This is a genomic window from Acinetobacter sp. AKBS16, from assembly GCF_002899995.1.
GTDB lineage: Bacteria > Pseudomonadota > Gammaproteobacteria > Pseudomonadales > Moraxellaceae > Acinetobacter > Acinetobacter baumannii.
This window is the reverse complement of the sequence record NZ_POYH01000088.1, coordinates 29,604-54,505: the sequence shown is the minus strand read 5'-3', so window position 1 is coordinate 54,505 and position 24,902 is coordinate 29,604. Positions and strand designations below refer to the sequence as shown.

The window sequence follows — 24,902 nt, the reverse complement described above, 5'->3', positions numbered from 1 at the left end:
CAACGTTTAGACTACTTATTTTGGTATGTCGAAAATTATCTTTTCCACAATGAAGATTACCGTGAAGCACTTCAGCAATTACAGTGCCCAACAACTTTCTTTATTGGCCGCAATTCGACACTCTATCCAGAAACGGGGCAAACACTGATTGCACATAGTGTCGAACATGCAAAAACAATTTATTTTGAGCGTTCAGGCCACACGCCATTATTAACCGAGCCAAAAAAATTCGGGCATGAAATTACTACTTTTTTATCCGAACTTAAACATGCTTCTTAAAAAAAAGGATCTGCTAAAACAGATCCCTTTTTAAATGTTTACATCATTAAGCCGAATGAGCTAATTCACTTGCTTTTAATTGTTTAGCAACATTTAACAAAAGCTGTTCAGTTTTATCCCACCCTAAACAACCGTCCGTTACCGACTGTCCATAAGTCATTTCACATGAAATCTTCTGGTTACCATCAACTAAATGGCTTTCAATCATGACACCCTTTACCTGAGTTTTTAGACGTTCAGCAACGATTTGCTGTAAAACTTCTGGCTGACGTAAAGGATCTTTACCACTGTTGCCATGACTACAGTCAATAACTAAGGCAGGTAGGTTTTGTTTGTGCTTTTCTCTAATTGCCTGAATTGAAGCCAAATCATAATTAGGACCGTGATTGGCTCCACGTAAAATCAAGTGTGGCAATGGATTTCCAGGACTCTGAATCACTGAAGGCAAACCTTGCTGATTCATACCTAAAAATTGATGCTCATTTTGTGCAGACTGAATAGCATCTAAAGCAATTTGAATTGAGCCATCCGTACCATTCTTGAAGCCAATACTGTATGGCATATGACTTGAGATTTCACGGTGAATCTGGGACTCACTAGTACGAGCTCCAATTGCACCCCAAGCCAATAAATCATCAAAATAGCCTGTTGCCATTGGGCTTAAAATTTCGCTCGCAATCGGCAAGCCTTTTTCAATAATTTGTAAATATAGCTCACGCGATTTTTCTAAACCTAATTGTAGATTAGATGAACCATCAAGGTTTGGGTCATACATAAACCCTTTCCAACCTACTGTTGTACGCGGCTTTTCAATATAAGCACGCATCACAATGAAGATTTGATCTTTTACTTTTTCTTGTAATTTTTGCAATCTATCTGCGTATTCAAGTACAGCAATTGGGTCATGAATTGAACATGGTCCTGTAATAACCATTAAGCGCTGATCTTTGCCAGCAAGAATATTTTGAATAATTTGACGATGTTCTGCAATTTGTCGTGCGAAGGTCTGCACAAGCGGGTATTTAGCTTTTAACTGAACAGGTAAACTAACTGGTGTTTCTTTTGTATTGCTTTGAGTTAGTAAAGTATTTAAGGCATTCATTGGTCTTTTCCTTTGGACTGAAACCTAATCAGTCCGATCATTTATTTGAGCGTTTTGGATCTATTCGTTGGCAAAGGTAGGCAAAAGTAAAACCAATAAAAGTTGCTAAAGTATGAATAAGTCATGTTTTTCATTTTGAAGTCCTCGATTTGAAAAAGATAAAGCATAAAAAAACCTGATCGGGGTTGCCGATCAGGTATTAACTGTGATGGGCAACTCTCGTGCCCGAATACGCTCAGGCAACTATCTAAATTGCCAGAAATAAAAGTAAGCGTTAGAATTCACAGATTGATTTAACATCTTTATCTCAAATATTAAAAAATGTTCCTTAAATCTAAAATACGCATTGTTGATGACTTTGACAAGTATTTTTTGCGAAAAAATTGCTTATTTTTTCACTTAAAATTTAAATAATCACTCTCAGAATTAACGGATTAATCCTTGTGGCTGTAAAATAATTAAACCTGCTCCGCAAAGCACGATTATGCCACCCAAGATATCCCATCTGGTTAAAGCGACCTGATCTACAAAACGAAGCCACATAAGCGCAGTAAAAATATAAATACCGCCATAGGCTGCATAAATCCGTCCAGAAGCTGCCGGATGTAATGTCAGCAACCAGACAAACACGGCCAAACTCAGAGCTGTAGGTAACCATAGCCACGCAGACTTCCCTTCTTTTAAAATAAGATAAGGAAAGTAACAACCCAAAATCTCAGCGATTGCAGTAATAATAAATAACCCGAACACACTAAATATTCGGGTTATAGAAAGACTATCAATTAACATAAATTAAGCTGGTTCTGCCGTATGGTGATCTTCAAACACTTCAAGTTTTAGACCCACTGCTTTACCATCTTCTTTCTTCACTGATACCGCCACATTACCGCCATGATCTGCAAGTTCACCAAATAGTATCATTTCAGCTAATGGTTTCTTCAAGTGTTCTTGAATGAGTCGTTGCATTGGTCGAGCACCCATTAAACGATCATAACCATTTGTCGCTAACCAGTCGCGTGCACTTTGATCGACATCTAAAACTACGCGTTTTTCATCTAGCTGCGCTTGCAATTCTGTCAAGAACTTATCAACTACAGATTCAATCACTGTGGTTGGTAAAGCTTTGAATTGAATAACACCATCTAGACGGTTACGGAATTCAGGTGAGAATGCACGTTTCATGGCTTCTTGGTTGTCCGAACTATGGTCTTGCTCTGTAAATCCAATGCTTGCACGAGAAATACTTTCTGCACCAATGTTCGTCGTCAACACAATAATGACATTTCTAAAGTCTGACTTACGACCATTATTGTCTGTTAATGCACCATGATCCATGATTTGTAATAACAGGTTAAACACATCAGGATGTGCTTTCTCAATTTCATCCAGTAACAATACACAGTGTGGATTTTTATGAATCGCATCTGTGAGTAAGCCACCTTGGTCATAACCTACATAGCCTGGAGGAGCACCAATTAAGCGAGAAACAGCGTGACGCTCCATATACTCAGACATATCGAAACGAACAAGCTCTACACCTAAAAGTTTTGCTAATTGCTTCGTAACCTCAGTTTTACCTACACCGGTAGGACCAGCAAACACAAAGCTACCAACTGGTTTATCCGGCGATTTCAAACCAGCACGTGACAACTTGATTGCAGAAGCTAATGCAGTAATTGCCTCATCTTGACCAAATACAACACGTTTTAGGTCACGCTCAAGATTTTCAAGTACTGATTTATCATCTTTAGACACTGTCTTAGGCGGAATACGCGCAATTTTAGAAACGATGTCTTCGATATTTTCTACAGTAATTAAGCTGTCTTCACTTTCTGCTTTTAGACGGCGCTGTGCACCTGCTTCATCAATGACATCAATCGCTTTATCTGGCAAGAAACGATCATTAATAAATTTCGCAGAAAGCTCAACCGCAGAAACCAAAGCTTTGTCGTCATACTGTACATGGTGGAAATCTTCAAACTTCGTTTTCAAGCCACGTAAAATATCAATAGTTTCAGAAATGCTCGGTTCATTTACGTCAATTTTTTGGAAACGACGAGATAACGCATGATCCTTTTCAAATACCTGACGATATTCTTGGAACGTGGTTGATCCAATGCAGCGTAAAGTACCATTTGCTAAAGCTGGTTTGATGAGATTCGATGCATCCATTGTGCTGCCCATACTAGAGCCTGCACCAATGATCATATGGATTTCATCAATGAATAAAATCGCATTCGGATTTTTCTTCAAAGCGTTTAACAATTGTTTTAAACGTTTTTCAAAGTCACCACGATATTTTGTACCCGCAACCAATGCACCAATATCAAGACTGTAAATTTCTGCATGGCTTAGCGGTTTTGGTGCTTTACCATTTACAATGAGCCAAGCAAGGCCTTCTGCAATTGAAGTTTTACCTACACCTGGGTCGCCTACTAACAATGGATTGTTTTTACGACGACGGCAAAGAATTTGTGCTGTACGCTCAATTTCTTTCTCACGACCAATGAGTGGATCAGTTTTACCTTTTTGGGCTTCAACATTTAAATTGAGCGTATAAAGTTCTAATGGTCCGGCATTGCCTGAATTGCTTTCACCTTCAATGTCTTCAACTTCTTCTTCAACCTGAACTTCGTCTTTACGTGTCCCATGAGACAAGTATTGAGTTAAAGTCAATCGATTAATTTGATGACGTTTAAGCAGATAAACAGCAAAAGAATCACGCTCTGAATACATTGCGACTAAAACATCCGCACCTTCAACAGTACGGTCACCACCACTCGATTGAACGTGGAAAATTGCACGTTGCAAAATACGGTCGAAACTTTCTGTTGGATGTGGAGCTTGCTCGCTATTTTCGCCAAGCTTAGGAGTATGTTGTTCTACATATTCTTCTAATTCTTTACGTAAAGAAACAATATCAGCTCCGCATGCTTTTAATGCATTCACAGCCGAATCGTTATCGAGTAAGGCTAATAGTAAATGTTCAACTGTAAGAAACTCATGTCTCTTTTGACGAGCCATGCTAACAGCCAAACGTAATGATACTTCTAATTGACGACTGAGCATGTGACCCCCTTATGCTTTAGGCTCAATCTGGCAAAGTAATGGATGACCTTGCGATCGAGCGTAATTATTAACAAGGTTTGCCTTGGTTTCCGCGATGTCTCTTGGATATACCCCGGCAGTACCTTTACCTTCATAGTGTACTGTTAGCATTACTTGAGTTGCTTGGTCAAGATTCATTGCAAAGTATTGTTGTAAAATTTCAATTACAAAGTCCATTGGCGTGTAATCGTCATTCAATAATACCACTGCATATAAGGGAGGACGCTTGAGTTCGGGAGGTGCTGTTTGCACAACAACCTCTCCGTCATGATCTTCGTTTTGCGAATCACTTAAGCGTGGATTGAAGTGCCAATCGACATAGCCAGACTGCTGAAAAGAAGCCTTAATATCTTTTAAATTTGTTTGACGCTTATTTGTTCGCATATGATGTTACTATTGTGAATTTGCTTCAGCTTGAGGAATTTCTGCAACAAAAGCAGAAGGTGTTTCGACAGGTTTACCACGCTGCCAACTAAAACGCTTAATAACCGGTGTATCAGAACCGCCTGTTAGACGCACTTCAATAAATTGAGGTGTGAACCCCTTAGGCATCGTCCAACGGCCAGTCAAACGCTCAAAATCAGTGAAGTTAAAGTTCTTATCTTCAAGTGGTACCACTAAAACTTCTGTATCTTTAATCAGTCTTATTTCAACTGAACCTGCAGCACGGCGTTTACTCGGGCTAACTTGTACCAGATCAAGCTGATATTCATAAGCATTTTCCGGTAACGGTTTAATCGCCAAATTCTGAATTGTTAAGCTTAAACCACCACGTTGTCTTAAAATTTCACGGTAGATGTTACTCATACCTTCTTGCTGTGTTTTATCAGCATTGGCTTGATTAAGTGCTTCAAACAAATCATTAGCATTTGTAACAGCAACATCACGCTCTTGTACAGCAGCATTCAAACTTTTGTTAACTGCATCTAATGCTGTTTTTTGTTTTTGCACTACCTCAACCAATTGCTCTGCATCTGCATCGTAACCAACAACAGTTAAACCTTGACGGTGCCCAATTGTATAGCCGAGCGCAAAACAACCACTCATTAAAATAGCGGCACCAATAAATAATGGTTTATTGGTGTTTAAAAATTTTTTCTTTTGCAACGAACTTTCTACAGAAGTCGTCTGTTCCGAGTTTTGCATCGTCATCTCAGTGTTTAAGATCAGAGTCAAGACACACATTTAAATCGAAATTTAAATGTGTGTGAAGCAAAAAAGAGTTTTTTATGGTAATAAACCAATCCCTTGTAAGCCTTCATCTTCATTAAAGCCAAACATAAGGTTCATATTTTGTACAGCTTGGCCAGATGCACCTTTTACAAGGTTATCTTGAGCCGCCAAAATAATGAGTTTATTTGGTTGTGGTTTATACAAAGCAATACGTAATTCATTTGCTCCACGCACGCTGCGAGTTTCAGGTGAACTATTTGCAGGCATGACATCTACAAATTTTTCATTTGCATAGAAGTCTTCATACAAAGCTTGTAAGTCTGTTTGTTTACCCGCTTCTGTCAAGTCTACATAAATTGTACTTAACATACCGCGAATCATCGGTACTAGGTGCGGAACAAATAAAAGACCCTCAAAAACATCTTTCTTACCTGCAATATTTTCCAAAGCCTCTACAATCTCTGGATGGTGGCGATGGCCTGCAACACCATAAGCTTTAAAGTTATCCGCATTTTCACTGTAAATCATGCCCAAACTTGCTTTACGACCAGCACCAGAAACACCGGATTTTGCATCAATAATAATATTCTTTGTTTCAATCAATGCTTGTGCTGATTTTAAAAGTGGAGCCAAGCCTAGTTGAACAGTCGTTGGGTAACAACCCGGATTACCAATGACTTGAGCTTGCTTAATTTTTTCACGATTTAACTCGGTTAAACCATAAACAGAATCTTTTAGTACATCTGGGCAAGCATGCTCCATACCATACCACTTTTCAAATTGCTCAAGATTCTGTAAACGAAAGTCAGCAGCTAAATCAATAACTTTGGTGCCTGCTGCGATCAAATCTTTCGCATGTTGCATCGCAACACCATGAGGAGTTGCAAAAAATACAACATCACACTCTTTTAATGCATCAATGTTTAAATCTGAAAATTGAAGATCTGTATGCCCACGTAAGTTTGGGAACATATCAGCAACTGGTTTGCCCGCTTCTGTACGTGAAGTCAGAACTCGAACCTGCGCTTTTGGATGCCGTAATAAAATACGTAATAGTTCAACGCCTGTATAACCAGTTCCACCAACAATTCCGACAGAAATCACGTGCATTACCTCAAATTTTGAATCTATACTTGCGGTAGTATGACAGGATGTCTAGGCTTACAAAACCATTTCATGCTTGGTAATTTTAATTTTTTTATTTTAAACGATAATTACATAGCACTTGCCGGCCTGTCAGTACCAAACAAATATCAGTAAATAAATACCAAATTTATTTTTGGAGAGCTAGGATGCTTGATCAATCAAAAGAAATAAAAGTGTGCACTTATCTCGGCCTCACCACTTTAATTTTAAGTGTAGCCCTTGTTGGGTGTGGTGGTGGTAGCAGTAGCGGAGGTTCATCTAACACGCCTAAACCGTCTGAACCCACTCCTGAAGTCATGACGGATATTACGCTTAAAACCCCTATCGAAATGCGCAATGTTCAACTCAAGGTATATGATAATACCGACAATAGTATTTTGATTGATACCCAAGTTGCCAGTTTAACGAGTTACGATATTAAACTTCCAAGCACAAAACTAAATCGTCTTTATCGTGTTGAAGTCACGACCCAAGGCTCATCTCAAGTATTTGATCCAACTAAATCTGAATATCAAAATATTTCTGGTGTTTATCACGCTTTTATTACCCCAAGCTCGATAAGCAATAAAACACAATTGATCAGCCCAAGTTCAGAAGCAATTTATCAACGTGCTGTGATTCGTTCAGGTCAGTTGCCTAATGAGACAATTATCCCAACCCGTATTGAACAATTACATGTTGACTTAGCCTCTCAAGATGTCTACAGATCTCTTCTGAATGCGTTTAAAGATACCAATATTCCAAGTTTAAGTCCGGCAAGTACGCTTACAATTTTAAATTTATTGAAATACTCAACCACAAAGCCAAGTACTTATGTGGATAGTTATCTAAGCTTTGGTTATCTTCAATATTGGTCAAGCATCCATAATACGAATTCACCTTATCAAGATCTCATCCAAAGTCTCGCTACAGATTTAAAAGATGGATATTTAGACGGCAAAAAACTTATTGGGGACAAAACATCTTTTACCCCTATCTTCACCTCAGCCCCTGATAATATTGATCCAGCAAAAAATACACTTTTAGATATCGCAGCTAATCAAAAGGTAACACGTGATTATTTTGCCACCAATCTAAGAGCAGCCACCTTTAAACTAGCAGATTTGCAAGATCAATCCCATCTAGACCCAATAGGTTATGATCTACTGGACAAGAAACAATATTCGGGGATTATACCTGCTGGTAATACGTCTGAATTTTTCCGTATAGATGGTGCGGGAGATTACCGACGTGCTGTTGGCTTTAGTGGTATTACAGCGACCTGCAATGGTTCGGCTTATCCGTGTAAACAAGGTTTAACTAGTATCAATATTTCTGACCCAAAACTACCAGCTACAGACTATTTAGTCGGCCATTATGAAGATAGTACAACAGGCTGCCAACTTAACTTCCGTGCTAATGGTCAAATTGAATTAATTAAAGGCTCTCAAAGCTATCGCTCTGCCTTAAGCGCAGATAGTACAGATAACTTACTGCAAACCGACGCCGCAAGTTATAGTTATTTACTTAACTCAAGTTCATCCGAACCTAACAATTCAACACAGCAATATAATTTTATACAGCTACATATTAAAGCGAACAAGATTGTTAGTGCTCAAGCAGGCCTTGATAGCCGCAAAGCACCAGATGTCTTACAAACAACACAATTAGAGTGTAGCTTTAGCTAAGTTGTAACATACCACCATGCAGGCAATGGATTACCTTTTAATTGTCTGCGATGCTGCATATAGTTAGGGTCGAACTTTGCAACTTCGGCCCAAAATGCAGGACTATGATCGAAGTGTTTGGTGTGTGCTAGTTCATGAATGCAAACATAACGGGTAATTTGAGCAGGCATAAGAACCAGACCTGCATGCAGCATAATATTATGTTGACTACTGCAACTTCCCCAACGAGTTTTAGGACGCCGGATTGTACACTCTGCATAACTCAGTCGAGTTTTTTGGCTAAGTTCTGACAAAAGTGCTGGCAACTCTTGTTTTGCATAAGCAATAACAGCATTTTGTAAAGCTTGATAGGGTTGTTGATCTTTAATAAATAAATAACTATTTTCCCAATCAAATTGAAAAATGCGATGTTGCTTCTGCACAACAATTTGAAAAGGCTGTTCTCTATTAAAAAAAGAAATTTCTGAAGGAATTTCAAACGAGGTAGATTGAACGTGGTGCTGTTTATTCCACGTCTCGATTAACCATTGTTCAGACTGAGCTAAAAACTGCTGAATTTGTTTCTTACTACAAAATAACGGCACAGTAAGTCGTATAGACGCAGGCTCAACACGTAAGCGCAATTTTCTTGCCCTTACGTGACGAACAATTTTAATTTCTGGCATTTCCACAGACATTACTGTGCAGTACGCTCTTCAATACCATCATTTGTTGCAACAATTGCAATCGTTGCTGGATTTAACGCAAAAATACCGTTAGTCACAACGCCCGGAATATTATTAATTGTCTTTTCCAAATCAATTGCATTTAAGATGTTCAAATTAAATACATCTAAAATAACGTTTCCGTTATCTGTTACCACACCTTCACGATAAACCGGATCACCCCCTAAGCTTACCAATTTACGAGCTACAGCAGAACGCGCCATTGGAATCACTTCTACTGGTAATGGGAAATCACGACCAAGTTGATCAACCCATTTTGAATCATCAACGATACATACAAACTTTTTAGCAATTGAGGCTACAATTTTTTCACGAGTTAATGCTGCGCCGCCGCCTTTAATCATATGCATGTGACGATCAATCTCATCTGCACCATCAACATAAGCATCAAGGCTACCCACATGGTTCATATCAACCACTTCTATGCCTAATTTTTTAAGACGATCTGCTGTTGCTTGAGAACTTGCTACTGCTGCTTCTAATTGTAGTTCAGGCAATAAATCAATCAGGAAATTTACAGTACTTCCAGTTCCTACCCCCAAAATGCCACCTTTGGGTAAGTGTTTTAAAGCAGCTTTCGCAGCAGCTTGTTTCTTTTCATCTTGGGTTGCATATAGGCTCATTACATCACTCAACTATTTTTTGACATTTATGCGCCAATAAACGGCGCAAATGCACAAGGGTTTGCTACAATAATTTCCTATTTTAAACTGTTATAGGGAAGATGAACATGCTGTCTCGTGTGGTACGACAAATTTTACAAGCAACGGTTTATGATGTTGCAATTGAAACACCTCTCGAAGCAGCTCCACGAATTAGTCAAAAATTAAACAACACAATTCGTTTTAAGCGTGAAGATTTACAACCAGTTTTTTCTTTTAAATTACGCGGTGCCTATAACCGTATTAGCCAATTACCGAAAGAACAACTTGAACGTGGCGTCATTTGCGCATCTGCAGGCAACCATGCGCAAGGTGTAGCGTTGTCTGGTCAACGTTTAGGTATTCCTGCAATTATTGTTATGCCAAGTACTACCCCTGACATTAAAGTTCAGGCAGTGAAGCGTTTGGGTGGCCAAGTTGTATTGCATGGCGATAGTTTTGATATTGCAAACAAATACGCTCAGCAACGTGCCGAAGCTGAAGGATTAGTTTTTATTCCACCTTATGACGACGAGTTGGTTATTGCGGGCCAAGGCACAATTGCGAATGAAATTTTACGCCAATGGCGTGATGTAGAATATGTTTTTGTTGCTGTTGGTGGTGGTGGCTTAATTGCTGGTGTAGCAGCTTACTTAGGTGATGTTGCACCGCATGTCAAAGTCATCGGTGTTGAATATGAAGAGTCAGCTTGTTTAAAAGCAGCGCTAGAAGCAAATGAACGTGTAGTCCTACCCCACGTAGGCTTATTTGCTGATGGTACAGCAGTTGCTCAAATTGGTGCTTTACCTTTTGATATCGTTCGTCTACGCAAATCAGATAACTCTGGTCCAATTGTTGAACCAGACATTGTTACCGTAAATACAGATGAGATCTGTGCTGCAATTAAAGATACTTTTGATGAAAACCGCAGCATTGTTGAACCGTCAGGTGCGATGGCCCTAGCTGGTATCAAAAAATATGTTGCCGAGCATAAAATTAGCGGCAAAAACATGGTATCGATTGTTTGCGGCGCCAACATGAACTTTGACCGCTTACGTTACATTGCAGAGCGCACCGAATTGGGTGAACAACGTGAAGCCATTTATGCAGTTACTCTTTCTGAAGAAAAAGGCGCATTCTTAGGCTTCTGCCGTGCTCTACAGGGCCGTAACATTACCGAGTTTAACTACCGTGCAAATAATACAGAAGAAGCACAAGTATTTGTGGGTATTAGCTTAAAAGGTGGTGACACTGAACGTCATGAAATCTTAGAACAACTTAAACAGCAAAATTATGTTGTAGATGATTTATCTGATGATGAAGTTGCTAAATTGCACATTCGTTATTTGATTGGTGGCCATGCCAATCTGGATGACGAAAGATTGTTCCGTGTTGAGTTTCCGGAACGTCCGGGTGCATTACTCACCTTCTTAACTCGTTTAGGTCCAACCCACAATATTACGCTATTCCATTATCGTAACCACGGCGCTGCTGAAGGTCGTGTACTAGTTGGCTTACAAGCAACAGATGCTAAACAAAACCCAGATGGTTTAATTGAAACTCTTGAGCAAATTAGCTATCCATATGCAGAAATTACTGACAATGTGGGCTATAAACGTTTCTTGAAGTAACCTTTCATTTTGATAAAAAAGCTGGCAAATATGTCGGCTTTTTTATCATTTAAGCTTATTATTTTTTATATTTACATTGCTTCTCTTTATCTCAAAGAAAATATCATTAAAAATAAAGCCCTAACTAAGTATAAAAGGACAACTATGGCACAGTTCGCGGTCATCGGTTTGGGAAGTTTTGGGGCAACTGTTGCTCAGGAACTTACGAGATTAAACCATGATGTTATTGGTATTGATACAGTCAAAAAGAATGTTGAGAATCTTGCCGATGTTTTAACTCATGCTGTCATTGCTGATGCTACAGATGAACATGTATTGGATGAATTAAACATTCAAAATTGTGATGCAGTGGTTGTAGCAATTGGTGAAGATATTGAAGCCAGTATTTTATGTGTGCTGAATTTAAAAAATCTGGGCATTGATAAAATTTGGGTAAAAGCAAAAACCAAAGCACATCATACGATCTTATCTCATCTAAATATCAATAAAATCATTCATCCTGAAGAAGACATGGGGGTACGTGTTGCTCAAGCACTAAACTACCCAATGGTGAGCCGTTACATGTCTTTAGATGATGAGCACTATATTGTAAAAATTGATATTCCAGAGAAGTTAAACGGCATTAATTTGTACGGAATTATGCAGCAAGCCCCTCAAGTAAAAACGCTTCTTGTAAAAAGACAACAGCAGATTTTATTTGAAACCGAAGAGACTTTTACTTTACAAACGCATGATATTCTTATTTTAGAAGGTCATTTACAGCAGCTAAAAAAACTCTCAAATTGTTTCATATAAGAAAACGAACCAAAAAATATGTCTCTTAAGCCTAAACCGCATAAAACACTAAATTTAAGCCCACCTTCTCTGTTAGCACTGGGCTTTCTGGGCTTTATTGTCTTTGGCACATTATTGCTTAAACTTCCTATTGCCAATAACGGACATGTTAGTTGGATGGATGCTCTATTTACGGCGACCTCGGCAGTCACTATTACAGGTCTATCCGTTTTAAATATTCATGAATCTTTTACACTTTTCGGACAGGTCATTATTTTATTATTGATTCAGTCAGGTGGTTTAGGCTTCATGACTTTTGCCATTTTGGCAGCATTAAGCTTATCTCCTAAAGTTGGTCTTAAACAGCAAATGATGGCTCAAGATAGCCTTGGGCAGACTAGTCTTTCAAAGGTTACTTTTGTGGCAAAAGGTGTTGTTACTTACACACTTCTTTTTGAACTGATTGGAACAGTGATCTTAACTACCGCATTTACACCGATTTATGGCTTTGCTCGAGGACTGTATTATGCAGTTTTCTATAGCATCTCATCATTTAACAACGCAGGTTTTTCACTATTTAGCAACAGTTTAGTTAACTTCCAAAGCAACTACCTTATATGTATTACGATTAGTTTGCTCTATACATTAGGTGGACTGGGTTTTTTAGTCCTCATGGATATCAAACAAAATAAAAAATGGAAAAAACTCAGCCCAAATAGCAAACTCATCCTAACAACTATTGCGATTATTAATTTGGTTGCGTTTGTATTAATTTGGGTTTTGGAAGCACAAAATCCTCATACCTTAGGTCTGCTCAATGTAGGTGATCAAGCTTTAAATGCATGGTTTCAAGCGACTGTTCCACGTTCTTCAGGATTCAATACTATTGATACTGGAGCAATGACCAACAGTAGTTCTTTACTTATGATGCTACTCATGTTCATCGGTGGAGGTTCACTCAGTACTGCTGGAGGTATAAAAGTCGGCACCTTTGTCATATTAGTTTTAAGTGTACTTTCCTTTTTAAGACGTACCGATGAAATCAGGGTTTTCAATCACTCCGTTTCTCACGAAACTACTTATAAAGCGTTAGCTGTCACCGCAATTACCAGTATTCTCATATTTATCGGGTTCTTTATTCTTTTACTTTTAGAACCTAAAGCAGACTTTATGAACTTATTATTTGAAGTGGTTTCAGCAGCCTGTACGGTAGGCCTTTCTCGCGGTATCACGCCAGATTTACACAATGGTAGTTTATTTATTTTAAGCCTACTTATGTTTGCAGGCCGTTTAGGCCCCTTAACACTCGCCTATTTAATTGCTACTCCTAAAAAAAGCCGTCTCAAACACCCTCAAGCCAATATTCAAATTGGTTAATAAAAAAGCCGCTGTAAAAGCGGCATTTTTATAGGTCAAAGTTAGTACCAGTTCATGAGTGAAACACCCAAGCCGGCATAAGTTGCACGATGGTTATAGTCAATTAAGCTTTCACCATAACCATTAAATAATTGGAAGTGTCCGCGCAGCTTGCCACTAATCGGGAAAGCCCAGTCAAACTGAACAGCACCATGAGAATCATCACCACCTTTTAAAGAGTGACGTAGCATTAATGAGAAGTCATTTTGCTTCCACTTATAAAAAGCAGTTAAATCACCACGCCCCACATAATCTTCAATATCTGGATTGTTATCATCTTTGCTGTCTTCTTCAATGCGTATCCATGGACGAAGCATTAAAGCAAAGTTACCGCGTTCTAAACCCACATTAAAGATGACACGGTTCCAGCTACGAGATAAAGGATCTGAACGTCCATTTGATTGGTGATTTAAAGTTACCCCAAGCAAACGACCATCTAAGCCAAGCAACTCATAGTTTGTTCTAAACATTAAACTTGCTTCTGGCTCATAGTTCGTTTCACGGAATGGACGAGATTCTTCAGCATTAAAGGTCTGCCAACGTGAAGATTGAGTATAACCTACCCACAAGTCACCATTGTTACCAAAAATATTTTCCCAAGCTTTCGTTTTTAAAGAAATCTGAAATTTACTTTCAGTTGATTTAAGATTCTGGGCTGTATGTTCTACATTATTAGGGTTTGGACTAGTAGGTAGCTCATTTTTATCGCTCGTCCAGAAAACTGGTAGCAAATAAACAGGTTGATAAGCACGAATATTCCAAACACCCAGTTTACTTTTTTCAGACAACTCCCAACGTTGATCTAGTAAAGACGTAGTAGGTTCAAGTGTAGGTGCCTTACCAATTACTTTGATATTACTTACCTTATCTACAACCTTTTCTTTAAATGTTTCAGGTTGAACAACAGGTTTATCAATTTTTTTAACAGGCTCTGGTACTGCTGCGGCTTGAACAACCGGTAAAGCCGATGGTTTAAACACAGAGTCGTAACAAGCTAGGCGATCAGCATTCGAAGCAAGAGCAACACATGCATCTACACTCGCAGGTTTTACAGGGGCTAAGGTGTCGGCATATGCCACCGACGCACATAAACAGCTAAGCAGGGCTCCCATACTTAGCTGTAAAGATGTGCGTTCAAATTGTCTGAACGCCATGTTCATCTCCAATTTTTATTTTAATTAACTTGTTTGATCGTAAAGCCCAGTTGTTGCAATTCATCACGTTTTGCAAAAGGTGCAACGACAGCTTTTACAGGTGTTTGTTCAATTAAATATTGACGCGCAACACGTTGTAAATCTTCTAAAGTTACATGCAATAATCTTTCACGTAATGTGCGACGGAAAGTCGGAGTTCTTGCATGCAACAATGCATAACAAGCTGTTATTGCTTCACCTGCTGGTGAACCAGGTTTGTCCATACTTGCCACCAGACCAAGAATTGCTTCTTCAAGCTGATGAGGTTGTTGCTCTGTGTTTAACAACCATTGCACGCTCGCTTCAAAATCTTTAAAAGTCTCAGCTAAGCGTGGGTCACGGTAACTAAAGAAACGGAATGAACATGCATTTCCGTCATAACTAGCACCACCACCATAAGCACCACCTTTTTCACGGATAGCACTGTGCAAGAAACCATTACGCAAGTAAGCTGCCAATACCATTAGAGGTGCCGCATCTGGATGAGACACTTCAACTGCTTGATATGCAGAAGCACAGAACTGAACATTGGTTTGAATTAACCAAGCTTCATGTTCATTATCATTTTCTTGCTCAACTTGGGTTAACTCAGCCGCTGCTGTATCAACGTTTAATTTATCCCAAACATTTTGTATTTCTTCAACTAAACGTTCTGACTGATGCTCTTCACATACGAGCAGGAACTGTTTAGGTGCTTGCAATAATTTTGTGTGAATATGCTTCAATTCAGTAATAAGCGCATCATAAGCAGCATCATCTTGGGTAATTTTAGTAACAAGCTCGCCTAACCAGTTCAACGCACCTAAACCAGTGTTTTGATAGTCGCGTTGAGCTAATGCACTCATATTACGAGAAGCAATCTGCATTGCATAACTATGACCAGCACCCGATAAACGAGACTGCCAGCGTGTCTTACGTTGCTGCAATAATTCAATGATTCGCTCTTTTTCATCAAAACGGAGTTGTTCAAATGCTAATTTCAATAAATGAATTGCATCAAACTTTTGAGTTAGAGATTTGGTCGTTAATGTTAACCAAGCGCTAATTTTATCTTTATCATCAACTTTACTGCGTAAAGAAGCGCCCATTCCTAAACCGCCACTTACAGCTGTTTGTAAGTTTTGTAGTTCAAGATAGTCATACTTACCTGCACCAACCTCTCCCATTAAAATAGAGAGCAAATTGAAGTATGGTGATTTAACCACATCATCAGGAATTTGAATAAGTACTTGTTGATAGTAAATGCCATTCGTTCCGGCATGATACAAATTCAACGGCGTATCCATTCGATTACAGATAATTTCACGCAATTGACCTTGTACAATATGCAAGTCAGCTGGTACGTCTTCTAGACCTACTTTTGGCAACAGTTCAAGATTATCTGGTGTATCTTGACGTTCTTGCAATGCCTTGGTTTTAGCGATGATCTCTGCTTTATCTTCTTCAGTTAGCTTTTCACCAATCGCAGCTAAACGTGCTTTTTCAGCTTCTTGTTCTTTTGCTGACTTGGTTGCATCCGGTACTAAAGTCATTTGCACGCGGTGCGGATTATCTAATAAATGCGTTTGAATCAGGTTAGATAACCACATTGGGTCTTGGAGTTCTTCTTTGACCTGAGCAATGGCACTATCAACATCCCAAATTTGAATCGGATCGTTATGGTGAATCGCACCACTTAACCCATTTAAAATTAAGCTTAAGCCATATGGTGTACCATCACCATTAATTTCACGTTGGTGTAACTCGATTTGATGCAAAATTGCATCAACTAACGATGAGTCAATTGGTTTTGCAGCTATTTCACGTAAAACGTTTAAAACGCCATCTCTAAAGCTCTCTGCATGCTCTGGATTTGAACCTTGAACACCACAATAGAACGTCATTTCAAAGTTACTATCATCTACACCCATTAAAGGACCAGTCGACTGAGCATAGCCACAAGTTTCTAAATAATGACGAAGTGGTGAAGCTGAGTTTTCGAGTAAAACGCCTTCTACTAATCGCATACCCAGACGAAGTTTAATGTCACTTGCCTGAGGTAATAACCACGACAATACATGGTAAGTTTTGTCCTTTAACTCATCGCCATCAACTGCATAAGTTTCAGTGACTTCAACAGGTGCCGTTAAGCGTTTTTCTGGTTTCGAATATAAAGTTGTACCAGCAGTGAACTTATGTAGAGCCAATTTTTCAAATTGCTCTTGTAATTCATAGGCGGTTTGGTTACCAAAAGTCATAAATACCGCATTACTCGGATGATAATGGGTTTTATAAAATTCAACCAATTGTTCATACGTTAAGTCAGGAATGTCTTTTGGATCACCACCTGAGTTGTAGTGATAAGTGGTTTCAGGGAATAGATGATGAGCCAACTGGTGATAAAGCTGATCAGAAGGCGCACTCATTGCACCTTTCATTTCATTGAAGACTACGCCTTTATATACAGGCTGACCATTTTCAAGTTCAATACGGATACCTTCCTGAGCAAAATCCAGAGGATTCAAATTTGCCGAGAAAGCAGCATCAAGATAAACAGATAATAAGTTTTGGAAATCTTTCTTATTTTGAGTTGCAAATGGATATGCAGTCCAATCTGCTGCTGTAAACGCGTTCATAAAAGTATTTAATGAACGGCGAATCATTAAGAAGAATGGATCACGAACAGGAAACTTTTCAGAGCCACATAAAGCGGTATGCTCTAAAATATGTGCAGTTCCTTTAGAGTCCATAGGTTGTGTTCTGAACGCAACAAGAAATACATTTTCATCATAATCAGTTGCCAAGTGATAATGCACCGCACCTGTGACTTTATGCTTATATTCAGACACTAAAATATCTAATGCTTCAACATGGTGCTGACGTAGCAACTGAAACGCAGGGTGAACAGTTTGAGAAATGGTTTCAGTGACATCTACAGTCATGTGATCTCCTAACATATCGGATAAGTGAATAAGTCTCATTATAGCCTGAGTCGGCTTGAGAATGGCGAATAAAAGCCAAGCAAAACACTATGTTTTTGTTAAGTATTAGTTTTCATAGCCATAGCTTTAATATCAAGCACATAGCCCGCGTCGTTGTATCCTATCAGAACAAAACCTTTTAATACTATCTATATCCTACACGACAAATAAAAAAGCTCATCGAAATGATGAGCTTTTTAGAGTTTTTTAATTAAAAACGATAGCGAAGTGCAACTTGAGCATTTAAAGGATCGCCCATCATGTTCGAATCATTTGCTCCACTATGACCTGACACAAAATAATCGCGATCAAACAAGTTATTTAAGTTTAAGTTCACATCATAACGTTCACTTTGATAACCTAACGCCGCATTTACAACTGCATATCCCGGTAAAACGTTTTTGTTGTCTGGCGCACTAAAACGTGATGATTCACCACGACCACCCAGAGCTGCATACCAATGATCATTAATTTGATATTTTAACCATAAGTTAGCAGTATTGTTTGGCGTGAGCGCAGAATGATTGCCTGTAAATCCGATAGCCGATTTTTCAATCTTACCATCCATATACGAATAACCGGCCAATACTGACAATTGATCGGTCAACTGACCTGTTAATGAAAGCTCAACACCTTTGGTTTTTTGCTCACCTGCTAACAATGCTTGATTTGGGTTTGCTGGATCTTGGTTTTGAATATTAGTTTGGCTCATCTCAAACAAAGCCAAGGTTACATTCAACTGATCATTTACATCCCACTTTGCACCGATTTCATAGTTTTCAGTTTTTGTTGGCCTTAAGTCATCACTGTTTTGATAAAAAACAAATGAATCAGCCAAAGGTTGGAAAGAGCGGTTATAAGAAGTGTAAAGTGAGATATTATTTACTGGCTGGTAGACCACTCCAATTCGTGGAGAATAAGTATTGTCAGTACGGTTTAAATCTAAATTCGTACTCGTTTTATCATCACGATCTTGCGATAGATTGTCATAACGTAAACCCACTAAAACTTTAAGCTGATCTGTCACTGTCATTAGATCTTGCAGATACACGCCGTAGTTTTCAAAAGTATTGCTATTGTTATTACGTGCAGTTGTAGTTCCTGTATTAATAGGCGCCCAATACTCTAATTTAGGATTATATAAATCAGTGGTTGTTTTAGCACCTTGCCAAAGTATCTCATCTTTATGCTGCTTGCTATATTCAGCACCAATTAAGGTATTGTGCTTTAAAAAACCTGTATTAAATAAAGTGCTCAACTCTTGTTGAACATACACACCATCTTCATTACGTAAGCGTTTATTCTGGGTTAAAGTAATTTTTGACTTATCAGCAGCTGGATGTGAATCTACACTATATTGACGATCAAGTGAGTAGTTATAGTGGCGAACTGCACCATGATACTTAAAATTATCATTAAACTCATGGTCTAAGCTGATAGTTTGGCTTGAGATTTCAGTGTCAACATCCCCAACCTCTTTACCATTTAAAGCGCCATAAAAAGTTTTAGGATTTGTTTTAACAGGTTTACCTGTAATCGGGTCTGTTGGGAAACCTTGATCTGCCAAACGGTTATCATGCAAATAGTCGGCCTGAAGTAAAAGTTTAGTTTTATCAGTAATATCCCACTGTACAGATGGAGCAACCGCTTGACGTTTTAAAAAAGCCTGATCACGATAACCATCTGAATCTTCAACTGCACCAGTTAGACGAACCTTAACATTCTCTGCGACTTTTTCATTTACATCGACTTCTGCGCGGCGTTGCCCTGTTGTACTACCAATCAGGCTCACTTCACGCAAAGATTGATCCATTGGTTTTTTATTAATCTTGTTAACTAAACCACCTGCCGAACCACGCCCATATAATACCGAAGCAGGTCCTTTTAAAACTTCGATCCGCTCTACATTCGACATATCGCGAAAATACAATGCGTCATCGCGAATACCATCTACATAGTTATCGGTGATTGCAGAGAAACCACGAATCATGACCTGATCACGTTGTCCATCTCCTACACTAAAGCTTAAACCTGCAACGTTTTGCAAGGCACCTTGCATAGAGGTGACTGTCTGTTCTCTTAAAACTTGTTTGGGTACAACGTTTACAATTTGAGGGACATCTTTTAATTGCATAAGTCCTTTAGTTGCACTTGATGCTTGCCCCACTTCTTGTTTTAAACTGATTTCCTTATCAGCTTTGACTGAAATTGTTGGAAGGTTGGTTACCGCCTGTTGATCTGCTTCCAGAGCATATACATGGCTTGTCATAACCCCAACTGATGAAATAAATAAAACTGAACGCTTCATATAAGTTCGCTAAGAAAAATTTCAGGCGAAGTTTCAATGAAACAGTATAGATTTGTAAATATTAGCAAGAATCATTATTAATTGATAATATTTATTAAAAAGATTATTTCAATTGCTTAGGCAAAAAATAAAACTCTGCGAGCCGCTGAATAACCTGAATTTTATTCAACAAACTACAGCAAATGTGAGCAATGGTGTAAACTTATCGATCTGATTTTTTATTCTGTGACAACACATATGGCAACTGTAGATCTTTTTGCAATTGGTAATGCATTAATCGACCAAGAATTTAAAGTGTCTGATGATTTTCTTAGTCAACAAGGCTTACAAAAAGGCACCATGCAGTTGTCTGACGGTGAAACACAATCTGCCCTTTATGAAAAATTAAAACAAACTCAAGATTACAAAGGTCAAGCAAGTGGCGGCTCTGCTGCAAATACAACTGTAGCATTTAGTGCATTAGGTGGTAGCGCATTTTATGGTTGCCGCGTTGGTCATGATGAATTAGGTGGAATTTACCTGCAAGGGCTAAATGATGCAGGCATCCAGACTACACCAAAGTCTATCAGTGAAGGTGTGACCGGTACTTGTATGGTTCTCATTAGTCCAGATTCTGAGCGTACTATGCATACCTATTTAGGTATTACCGCTGAACTCTCTCAAGACCAAATCGATTTTGAACCATTAAAAACAGCGAAATGGCTTTATATTGAAGGCTATCTTTCTACAAGTGAAACAGCACGTAAAGCGGTAAAACAAGCTAGAGAAATTGCAAAAGCTCACGGCGTTAAAATTGCCCTATCTTTATCAGATCCTGCAATGGTTCAATACGCTCGTGAAGGCCTAGAAGAGCTTATGGATGATGGTGTGGATTTATTGTTCTGTAATGAACAAGAAGCCTTAATGTATACCAATACCACTACTGTTGAAGATGCACTTACTCAATTACGTTTTAAAAACCATACTGTTGTGATTACACAAAGCGCAAAAGGTGCTCTAGTTGCAAATCCAACTCACCATTTTCACGTCGCAGGCCGTCATGTTGAAGCTGTAGATACAAATGGTGCGGGTGATGCCTTTGCAGGTGCCTTCCTCTACGCATTAAACCATCATGAAGATTTAACTGCTGCTGCACAGTTAGCCATCTTAATTTCAAGTGAAGTTGTGTCTCAATTTGGTCCTCGTTTAGCCATTAATGACTATGCTAAACTTCTCGAAAATTTTCAGAAGGAATGTGCTTGAAATGGAAAGGATCTGTATGACGGAAGAAGTTCCTGAGCGTGAAGCTAGAGCTTTTGACACTTTACAAGGAACTACTATTTTCATTACACAGCGTGATGGCTCTTTCTACGCCTATCAGAATTTATGCCCACATTTGCAAACCGAACTTGAATATCTAGAAAACCAATTTCTAGATCAAGACCAAGAATATATCCAATGCTCAACCCACGGTGCTTTATTTAACGTGGAGACTGGTGAATGTATTTCAGGTCCTTGTTTAGGTGAGTTTCTAAATAAAGTTGAGATTAAGGTGCATTCAGATGGCGGTATTTATATCGTAGACTGAGATCATCAACATTAGAGTTTCTACCATGGCTGATTTCTTTTTTAATTATTATCTTATGCCATTTCATTTAAGTGTTGTGGCTTTGATATTGCTCAGCGTGGTAGAAACTATTGGTATGTATGTTGGTTTACGACCAAGCCAGCTATTAAAAAAAATTGCGCCAGTTTGGCTTACCAATTCCCCTTTGCTCAATGTTAAATTTTCTAAAGCTCTAATTTTTGTTTTTTTACTCATCAATTTCAGTTTTGCCGGTTATTTTTTACAGCTTTCTTTCTTTGCTATACAGCATTACTTTATCACGCCGTTTTACTTAATCATCCCTGCACTGGTCATCGCGATTTTCTTTACCGTATTTATGATTCACTGCCTTGATCAAGTCATTAAACCCAAGCTTACACATACCAACTATAACCTTTTAGGGCGTCTAGCAACTATTTCCAGTGGTAGTGCAAGACCTGGTTTTTCAGCACAAGCTCGTGTACGTGATGAGTTTGGACAACTGCACTATGTCCAGGTTGAACCTGAGTATGGTGAGTTAGAACTATATTCACAAGTCATTCTTATCAAAGTGCATAAAAGCCATTATGTTGCCAAGAAAATTTCTGTTTCGAATGACCTTTTCGCGCCTGATTAATTATTAATAATTCTTCTCGTCTTTAATTGCTTTTTAAAAGGTTTAATTATTGCCTTTATTTTACTGTTATTTTAATTGAATATTAAACCAACCATTTTAGTTAGAAATAAAAAATACTTTATTATACCCAACCTTTTTAATCAGAATTAAATATAAATCAAACTATTTTAATCAACTTAATATTTTTATTTACAAGTGTTTTAGTTGGATTTAATAATTAATTCAAACTATTTTAGTCAGATATTTTATCAATAATTATTTAAATTATTAACCACATGATTTTTATTAAAAAAATAATTAAGTTTTTATTTAAAATATATTTATTGTTTATTTTTAATATATTTTGATTAATAATGAAATTAATATGTATCGAGGTTTATTTTATGAGCCTTAAAAATCTAGATATTAACTCCCGATTAATTAGAGAAATCGCAATTATTCTAATAATTAAAGTCGCGCTTCTCTTAACAATCAAACATATTTGGTTTGACGCTCCCACTATCCCCAAAAATTTTGACAATCAGGTCGCCGAGCATATTGCAGGCGATAACTCTTCCCACATTAAGGAGACACGTTGATGATTTCTGAAAGCGTGGTTGATCTTTCGCGGTTCCAATTTGCCATGACCGCAATGTATCACTTTCTTTTCGTACCTTTGACCCTAGGCCTTGCATTTATTCTGGCTATTATGGAAACCACTTACGTTATATCTGGTAAAGAGATTTACAAGGATATGACTAAGTTTTGGGGAAAACTATTTGGTATTAACTTTGCCTTAGGCGTAACTACAGGCTTAACCATGGAGTTCCAGTTCGGAACAAACTGGGCATATTACTCTCATTATGTAGGTGATATATTCGGTGCACCATTAGCAATTGAAGGCTTAATGGCATTCTTCCTTGAGTCTACATTTATCGGTCTATTCTTTTTTGGATGGGACCGCTTAAGTAAAGTTCAACATCTAGGAGTAACTTGGTTAGTTGCCCTAGGTTCTAACATGTCAGCGCTCTGGATTTTAGTTGCGAATGGCTGGATGCAAAACCCTGTAGGTGCAGCATTTAACTTCGAAACTATGCGTATGGAGCTTGTTGATTTCGGCGCACTTATTTTCAACCCGGTTGCACAGGTTAAATTTGTACACACTGTTTCTGCCGGATATGTAACAGGTGCGATTTTCGTACTCGCCATTTCAAGCTACTATCTACTCAAAAAACGTGACCTTCCTTTCGCACGTCGTTCATTTGCAATTGCTGCCATTTTTGGCCTTGCTTCTACACTTTCAGTAATTTTACTCGGTGACGAGTCGGGTTATGAGTTAGGTGATGTTCAAAAAACTAAACTCGCTGCAATTGAAGCCGAATGGGATACTCATCCTGCTCCTGCTCCGTTTACTTTGTTTGGTGTACCAAACCATGAAGAAATGCGAACAGATTATGCAGTTAAAATTCCATACGCATTAGGCCTCATCGCCACTCGTTCAACTACCAAAGAAGTTACTGGTTTGAAAGACTTAATGCAACAGCACGAAGTTCGTATTCGTAACGGTATGCTTGCTTATGCTGAGCTTGAAAAATTACGTGCTGGTGATCGCTCACCAGAGTTATTAGCTTCATTTGAGAAAAATCAAAAAGACTTAGGCTATGGTCTACTTCTTAAGAAATATGCTCCGAATGTAGTCGATGCAAGCGAGCAGCACATTCAAGCAGCGGTAAAAGATACTATTCCGAATGTTACAGCTCTGTTTTTCTCTTTCCGTGCAATGGTTGCTTCTGGCTTCCTAATGCTGCTTCTTTTCATTTTAGCAACTTGGGCAGTAGCGAAAAGAAATGCTGAGAATAAACCTTGGCTACTTAAATATGCATTATTTGCCCTACCACTTCCGTGGATTGCTGCACAAACTGGTTGGTATGTAGCAGAGGGCGGCCGTCAGCCGTGGTCTATTGGTGAAATTTTACCTACACACTTATCAGCTTCAAGTTTAAGTACGGGCGATGTGTGGGGCTCAATTCTCGCTCTAGCAGCGTTCTATACCGTACTTTTGATTATTGAAATGTACTTAATGATTAAGTTTGCTCGCTTAGGTCCAAGCTCACTTCACACTGGTAAATACCATTTTGAAAAACAAGAGCCAAAAGCAGCTGTTAATGGGGAGGCTTTATCATGATTGAATATGAACTCCTAAAAATCATATGGTGGGTGTTAGTTGGAGTCCTACTCATTGGATTTGCCCTAACCGATGGTTTCGATATGGGCTCAATGGCACTCATGCCTTTTGTTGGTAAAACTGATAACGAACGCCGCGCTGCTATTAATACGATCGCACCCCATTGGGATGGTAATCAGGTCTGGTTTATCACTGCTGGTGGTGCACTATTTGCAGCTTGGCCAATGGTATACTCGGTCGCATTTTCCGGAATGTATTGGGCCTTATTACTTGTGCTATTTGCCCTGTTCTTACGTCCTGTAGGTTTTGATTATCGTTCTAAACTTGAAAATACCCAATGGCGCAACTCTTGGGACTGGGGACTTTGTATTGGTGGTGCCGTACCAGCACTTGTTTTTGGTGTTGCCTTTGGTA

21 protein-coding genes and 1 pseudogene are annotated in these 24,902 nt (G+C 38.6%); 11 read left to right on the top strand and 11 right to left on the bottom strand.

Translation table 11 applies throughout. From position 1 onward, the window contains the following. Positions 1-279, top strand: a pseudogene (locus tag C1642_RS19710) (alpha/beta fold hydrolase); the annotation flags it as partial. A gap of 46 nt (positions 280-325) precedes the next feature. Here C1642_RS19710 and C1642_RS15585 read toward each other — a convergent pair. The 6 genes from C1642_RS15585 to argC form a co-directional block, all read right to left on the bottom strand. Beyond that, on the bottom strand, positions 326-1,381 hold the full coding sequence (locus tag C1642_RS15585) for a 3-deoxy-7-phosphoheptulonate synthase (protein ID WP_103236555.1): 1,056 nt from the start codon (positions 1,379-1,381) through the stop codon (positions 326-328). A 426-nt stretch (positions 1,382-1,807) separates the two neighbouring features. Further along, positions 1,808-2,170 carry a YnfA family protein gene (locus C1642_RS15580; protein WP_029424759.1) on the bottom strand — a complete coding sequence of 121 codons (363 nt, stop codon included), beginning with the start codon at positions 2,168-2,170 and terminating at the stop codon, positions 1,808-1,810. 3 nt (positions 2,171-2,173) lie between these two features. Next, positions 2,174-4,450, bottom strand: coding sequence for an ATP-dependent Clp protease ATP-binding subunit ClpA (clpA, locus tag C1642_RS15575; protein WP_000952702.1), 2,277 nt, complete (start codon positions 4,448-4,450; stop codon positions 2,174-2,176). A 9-nt stretch (positions 4,451-4,459) separates the two neighbouring features. Next, positions 4,460-4,873: an ATP-dependent Clp protease adapter ClpS gene (gene clpS / locus C1642_RS15570; protein ID WP_001260033.1), complete on the bottom strand. Its 414-nt coding sequence runs from the start codon at positions 4,871-4,873 to the stop codon at positions 4,460-4,462. Between the two features lie 9 nt (positions 4,874-4,882). Then, a complete protein-coding gene (locus tag C1642_RS15565; RefSeq protein ID WP_085940527.1) occupies positions 4,883-5,641 on the bottom strand; it encodes a DUF6776 family protein in 759 nt (252 codons plus the stop codon). A 75-nt stretch (positions 5,642-5,716) separates the two neighbouring features. After that, complete coding sequence (gene argC / locus C1642_RS15560; protein ID WP_000558175.1) at positions 5,717-6,772, bottom strand: N-acetyl-gamma-glutamyl-phosphate reductase; 1,056 nt, start codon at positions 6,770-6,772, stop codon at positions 5,717-5,719. Positions 6,773-6,954: 182 nt separating this feature from the next. Here argC and C1642_RS15555 point away from each other — a divergent pair, with 182 nt between their 5' ends. Beyond that, positions 6,955-8,475: a hypothetical protein gene (locus C1642_RS15555; protein ID WP_103236554.1), complete on the top strand. Its 1,521-nt coding sequence runs from the start codon at positions 6,955-6,957 to the stop codon at positions 8,473-8,475. Here C1642_RS15555 and C1642_RS15550 read toward each other — a convergent pair. Both C1642_RS15550 and rpiA read right to left on the bottom strand, forming a co-directional pair. Further along, a complete protein-coding gene (locus C1642_RS15550) occupies positions 8,472-9,152 on the bottom strand; it encodes a SprT family zinc-dependent metalloprotease (protein WP_000110123.1) in 681 nt (226 codons plus the stop codon). The two genes, C1642_RS15555 and C1642_RS15550, sit on opposite strands and share 4 nt — an antisense overlap. After that, positions 9,152-9,823 (bottom strand): ribose-5-phosphate isomerase RpiA, encoded by a 672-nt coding sequence (gene rpiA, locus C1642_RS15545; protein WP_000061059.1) that lies wholly within the window; start codon positions 9,821-9,823, stop codon positions 9,152-9,154. Before rpiA ends, C1642_RS15550 begins: the two co-directional genes overlap by 1 nt. 101 nt (positions 9,824-9,924) lie before the next feature. Here rpiA and ilvA point away from each other — a divergent pair, with 101 nt between their 5' ends. From ilvA to C1642_RS15530, 3 genes are all read left to right on the top strand, one after another. After that, entirely contained in the window at positions 9,925-11,472 is a 1,548-nt protein-coding gene (gene ilvA / locus C1642_RS15540) for a threonine ammonia-lyase, biosynthetic (RefSeq protein ID WP_001983729.1), read from the top strand. A 144-nt stretch (positions 11,473-11,616) separates the two neighbouring features. After that, on the top strand, positions 11,617-12,267 hold the full coding sequence (locus C1642_RS15535) for a potassium channel family protein (RefSeq protein ID WP_001983728.1): 651 nt from the start codon (positions 11,617-11,619) through the stop codon (positions 12,265-12,267). Positions 12,268-12,285: 18 nt separating this feature from the next. Further along, complete coding sequence (locus C1642_RS15530; RefSeq protein ID WP_000053917.1) at positions 12,286-13,623, top strand: TrkH family potassium uptake protein; 1,338 nt, start codon at positions 12,286-12,288, stop codon at positions 13,621-13,623. 41 nt (positions 13,624-13,664) lie between these two features. On the opposite strand, the gene C1642_RS15525 is transcribed toward C1642_RS15530, so the two are convergent. The 3 genes from C1642_RS15525 to C1642_RS15515 all read right to left on the bottom strand — a co-directional run bounded on the left by C1642_RS15525 (position 13,665) and on the right by C1642_RS15515 (position 20,123). Beyond that, positions 13,665-14,816 (bottom strand): phospholipase A, encoded by a 1,152-nt coding sequence (locus C1642_RS15525; RefSeq protein WP_000885647.1) that lies wholly within the window; start codon positions 14,814-14,816, stop codon positions 13,665-13,667. A gap of 20 nt (positions 14,817-14,836) precedes the next feature. Then, positions 14,837-17,776, bottom strand: a complete 2,940-nt coding sequence (locus C1642_RS15520; protein WP_213064287.1) for an insulinase family protein — start codon at positions 17,774-17,776, stop codon at positions 14,837-14,839. A 250-nt stretch (positions 17,777-18,026) separates the two neighbouring features. Next, a complete protein-coding gene (locus C1642_RS15515) occupies positions 18,027-20,123 on the bottom strand; it encodes a TonB-dependent receptor (RefSeq protein WP_103236552.1) in 2,097 nt (698 codons plus the stop codon). Positions 20,124-20,360: 237 nt separating this feature from the next. Between C1642_RS15515 and C1642_RS15510 the strand changes: the two genes are divergently transcribed. From C1642_RS15510 to cydB, 6 genes are all read left to right on the top strand, one after another. Beyond that, positions 20,361-21,365, top strand: coding sequence for an adenosine kinase (locus tag C1642_RS15510; RefSeq protein ID WP_000246666.1), 1,005 nt, complete (start codon positions 20,361-20,363; stop codon positions 21,363-21,365). A 16-nt stretch (positions 21,366-21,381) separates the two neighbouring features. Next, the gene (locus C1642_RS15505) at positions 21,382-21,690 is read left to right on the top strand and encodes a Rieske (2Fe-2S) protein (protein ID WP_000134203.1); all 309 of its coding nucleotides are present in this window, start codon (positions 21,382-21,384) and stop codon (positions 21,688-21,690) included. A gap of 25 nt (positions 21,691-21,715) precedes the next feature. Continuing rightward, a complete protein-coding gene (locus C1642_RS15500) occupies positions 21,716-22,324 on the top strand; it encodes an OB-fold-containig protein (protein ID WP_000753036.1) in 609 nt (202 codons plus the stop codon). Positions 22,325-22,707: 383 nt separating this feature from the next. Continuing rightward, a complete protein-coding gene (gene cydP / locus C1642_RS15495; protein ID WP_000053889.1) occupies positions 22,708-22,902 on the top strand; it encodes a cytochrome oxidase putative small subunit CydP in 195 nt (64 codons plus the stop codon). After that, the gene (locus C1642_RS15490; protein ID WP_000622647.1) at positions 22,902-24,488 is read left to right on the top strand and encodes a cytochrome ubiquinol oxidase subunit I; all 1,587 of its coding nucleotides are present in this window, start codon (positions 22,902-22,904) and stop codon (positions 24,486-24,488) included. The genes cydP and C1642_RS15490 overlap by 1 nt, the downstream gene beginning before the upstream one ends. After that, a partial coding sequence (gene cydB / locus C1642_RS19705; protein WP_228153935.1) for a cytochrome d ubiquinol oxidase subunit II occupies positions 24,485-24,902 on the top strand: 418 nt, incomplete at its 3' end. The genes C1642_RS15490 and cydB, both read left to right, overlap by 4 nt.

Coding starts and splice junctions, on each gene's coding strand:
- C1642_RS15525 (WP_000885647.1), bottom strand. CDS start 14,816: ATGGCGTTCAGACAATTTGAACGCACATCTTTACAGCTAAGTATGGGA.
- C1642_RS15510 (WP_000246666.1), top strand. CDS start 20,361: ATGGCAACTGTAGATCTTTTTGCAATTGGTAATGCATTAATCGACCAA.
- clpS (WP_001260033.1), bottom strand. CDS start 4,873: ATGCGAACAAATAAGCGTCAAACAAATTTAAAAGATATTAAGGCTTCT.
- C1642_RS15555 (WP_103236554.1), top strand. CDS start 6,955: ATGCTTGATCAATCAAAAGAAATAAAAGTGTGCACTTATCTCGGCCTC.
- C1642_RS15580 (WP_029424759.1), bottom strand. CDS start 2,170: ATGTTAATTGATAGTCTTTCTATAACCCGAATATTTAGTGTGTTCGGG.
- C1642_RS15520 (WP_213064287.1), bottom strand. CDS start 17,776: ATGACTGTAGATGTCACTGAAACCATTTCTCAAACTGTTCACCCTGCG.
- C1642_RS15490 (WP_000622647.1), top strand. CDS start 22,902: ATGATTTCTGAAAGCGTGGTTGATCTTTCGCGGTTCCAATTTGCCATG.
- clpA (WP_000952702.1), bottom strand. CDS start 4,450: ATGCTCAGTCGTCAATTAGAAGTATCATTACGTTTGGCTGTTAGCATG.
- C1642_RS15535 (WP_001983728.1), top strand. CDS start 11,617: ATGGCACAGTTCGCGGTCATCGGTTTGGGAAGTTTTGGGGCAACTGTT.
- C1642_RS15500 (WP_000753036.1), top strand. CDS start 21,716: ATGGCTGATTTCTTTTTTAATTATTATCTTATGCCATTTCATTTAAGT.
- C1642_RS15505 (WP_000134203.1), top strand. CDS start 21,382: ATGACGGAAGAAGTTCCTGAGCGTGAAGCTAGAGCTTTTGACACTTTA.
- C1642_RS15550 (WP_000110123.1), bottom strand. CDS start 9,152: ATGTCTGTGGAAATGCCAGAAATTAAAATTGTTCGTCACGTAAGGGCA.
- C1642_RS15530 (WP_000053917.1), top strand. CDS start 12,286: ATGTCTCTTAAGCCTAAACCGCATAAAACACTAAATTTAAGCCCACCT.
- argC (WP_000558175.1), bottom strand. CDS start 6,772: ATGCACGTGATTTCTGTCGGAATTGTTGGTGGAACTGGTTATACAGGC.
- C1642_RS15585 (WP_103236555.1), bottom strand. CDS start 1,381: ATGAATGCCTTAAATACTTTACTAACTCAAAGCAATACAAAAGAAACA.
- ilvA (WP_001983729.1), top strand. CDS start 9,925: ATGAACATGCTGTCTCGTGTGGTACGACAAATTTTACAAGCAACGGTT.
- C1642_RS15515 (WP_103236552.1), bottom strand. CDS start 20,123: ATGAAGCGTTCAGTTTTATTTATTTCATCAGTTGGGGTTATGACAAGC.
- C1642_RS15565 (WP_085940527.1), bottom strand. CDS start 5,641: ATGACGATGCAAAACTCGGAACAGACGACTTCTGTAGAAAGTTCGTTG.
- rpiA (WP_000061059.1), bottom strand. CDS start 9,823: ATGAGCCTATATGCAACCCAAGATGAAAAGAAACAAGCTGCTGCGAAA.
- cydP (WP_000053889.1), top strand. CDS start 22,708: ATGAGCCTTAAAAATCTAGATATTAACTCCCGATTAATTAGAGAAATC.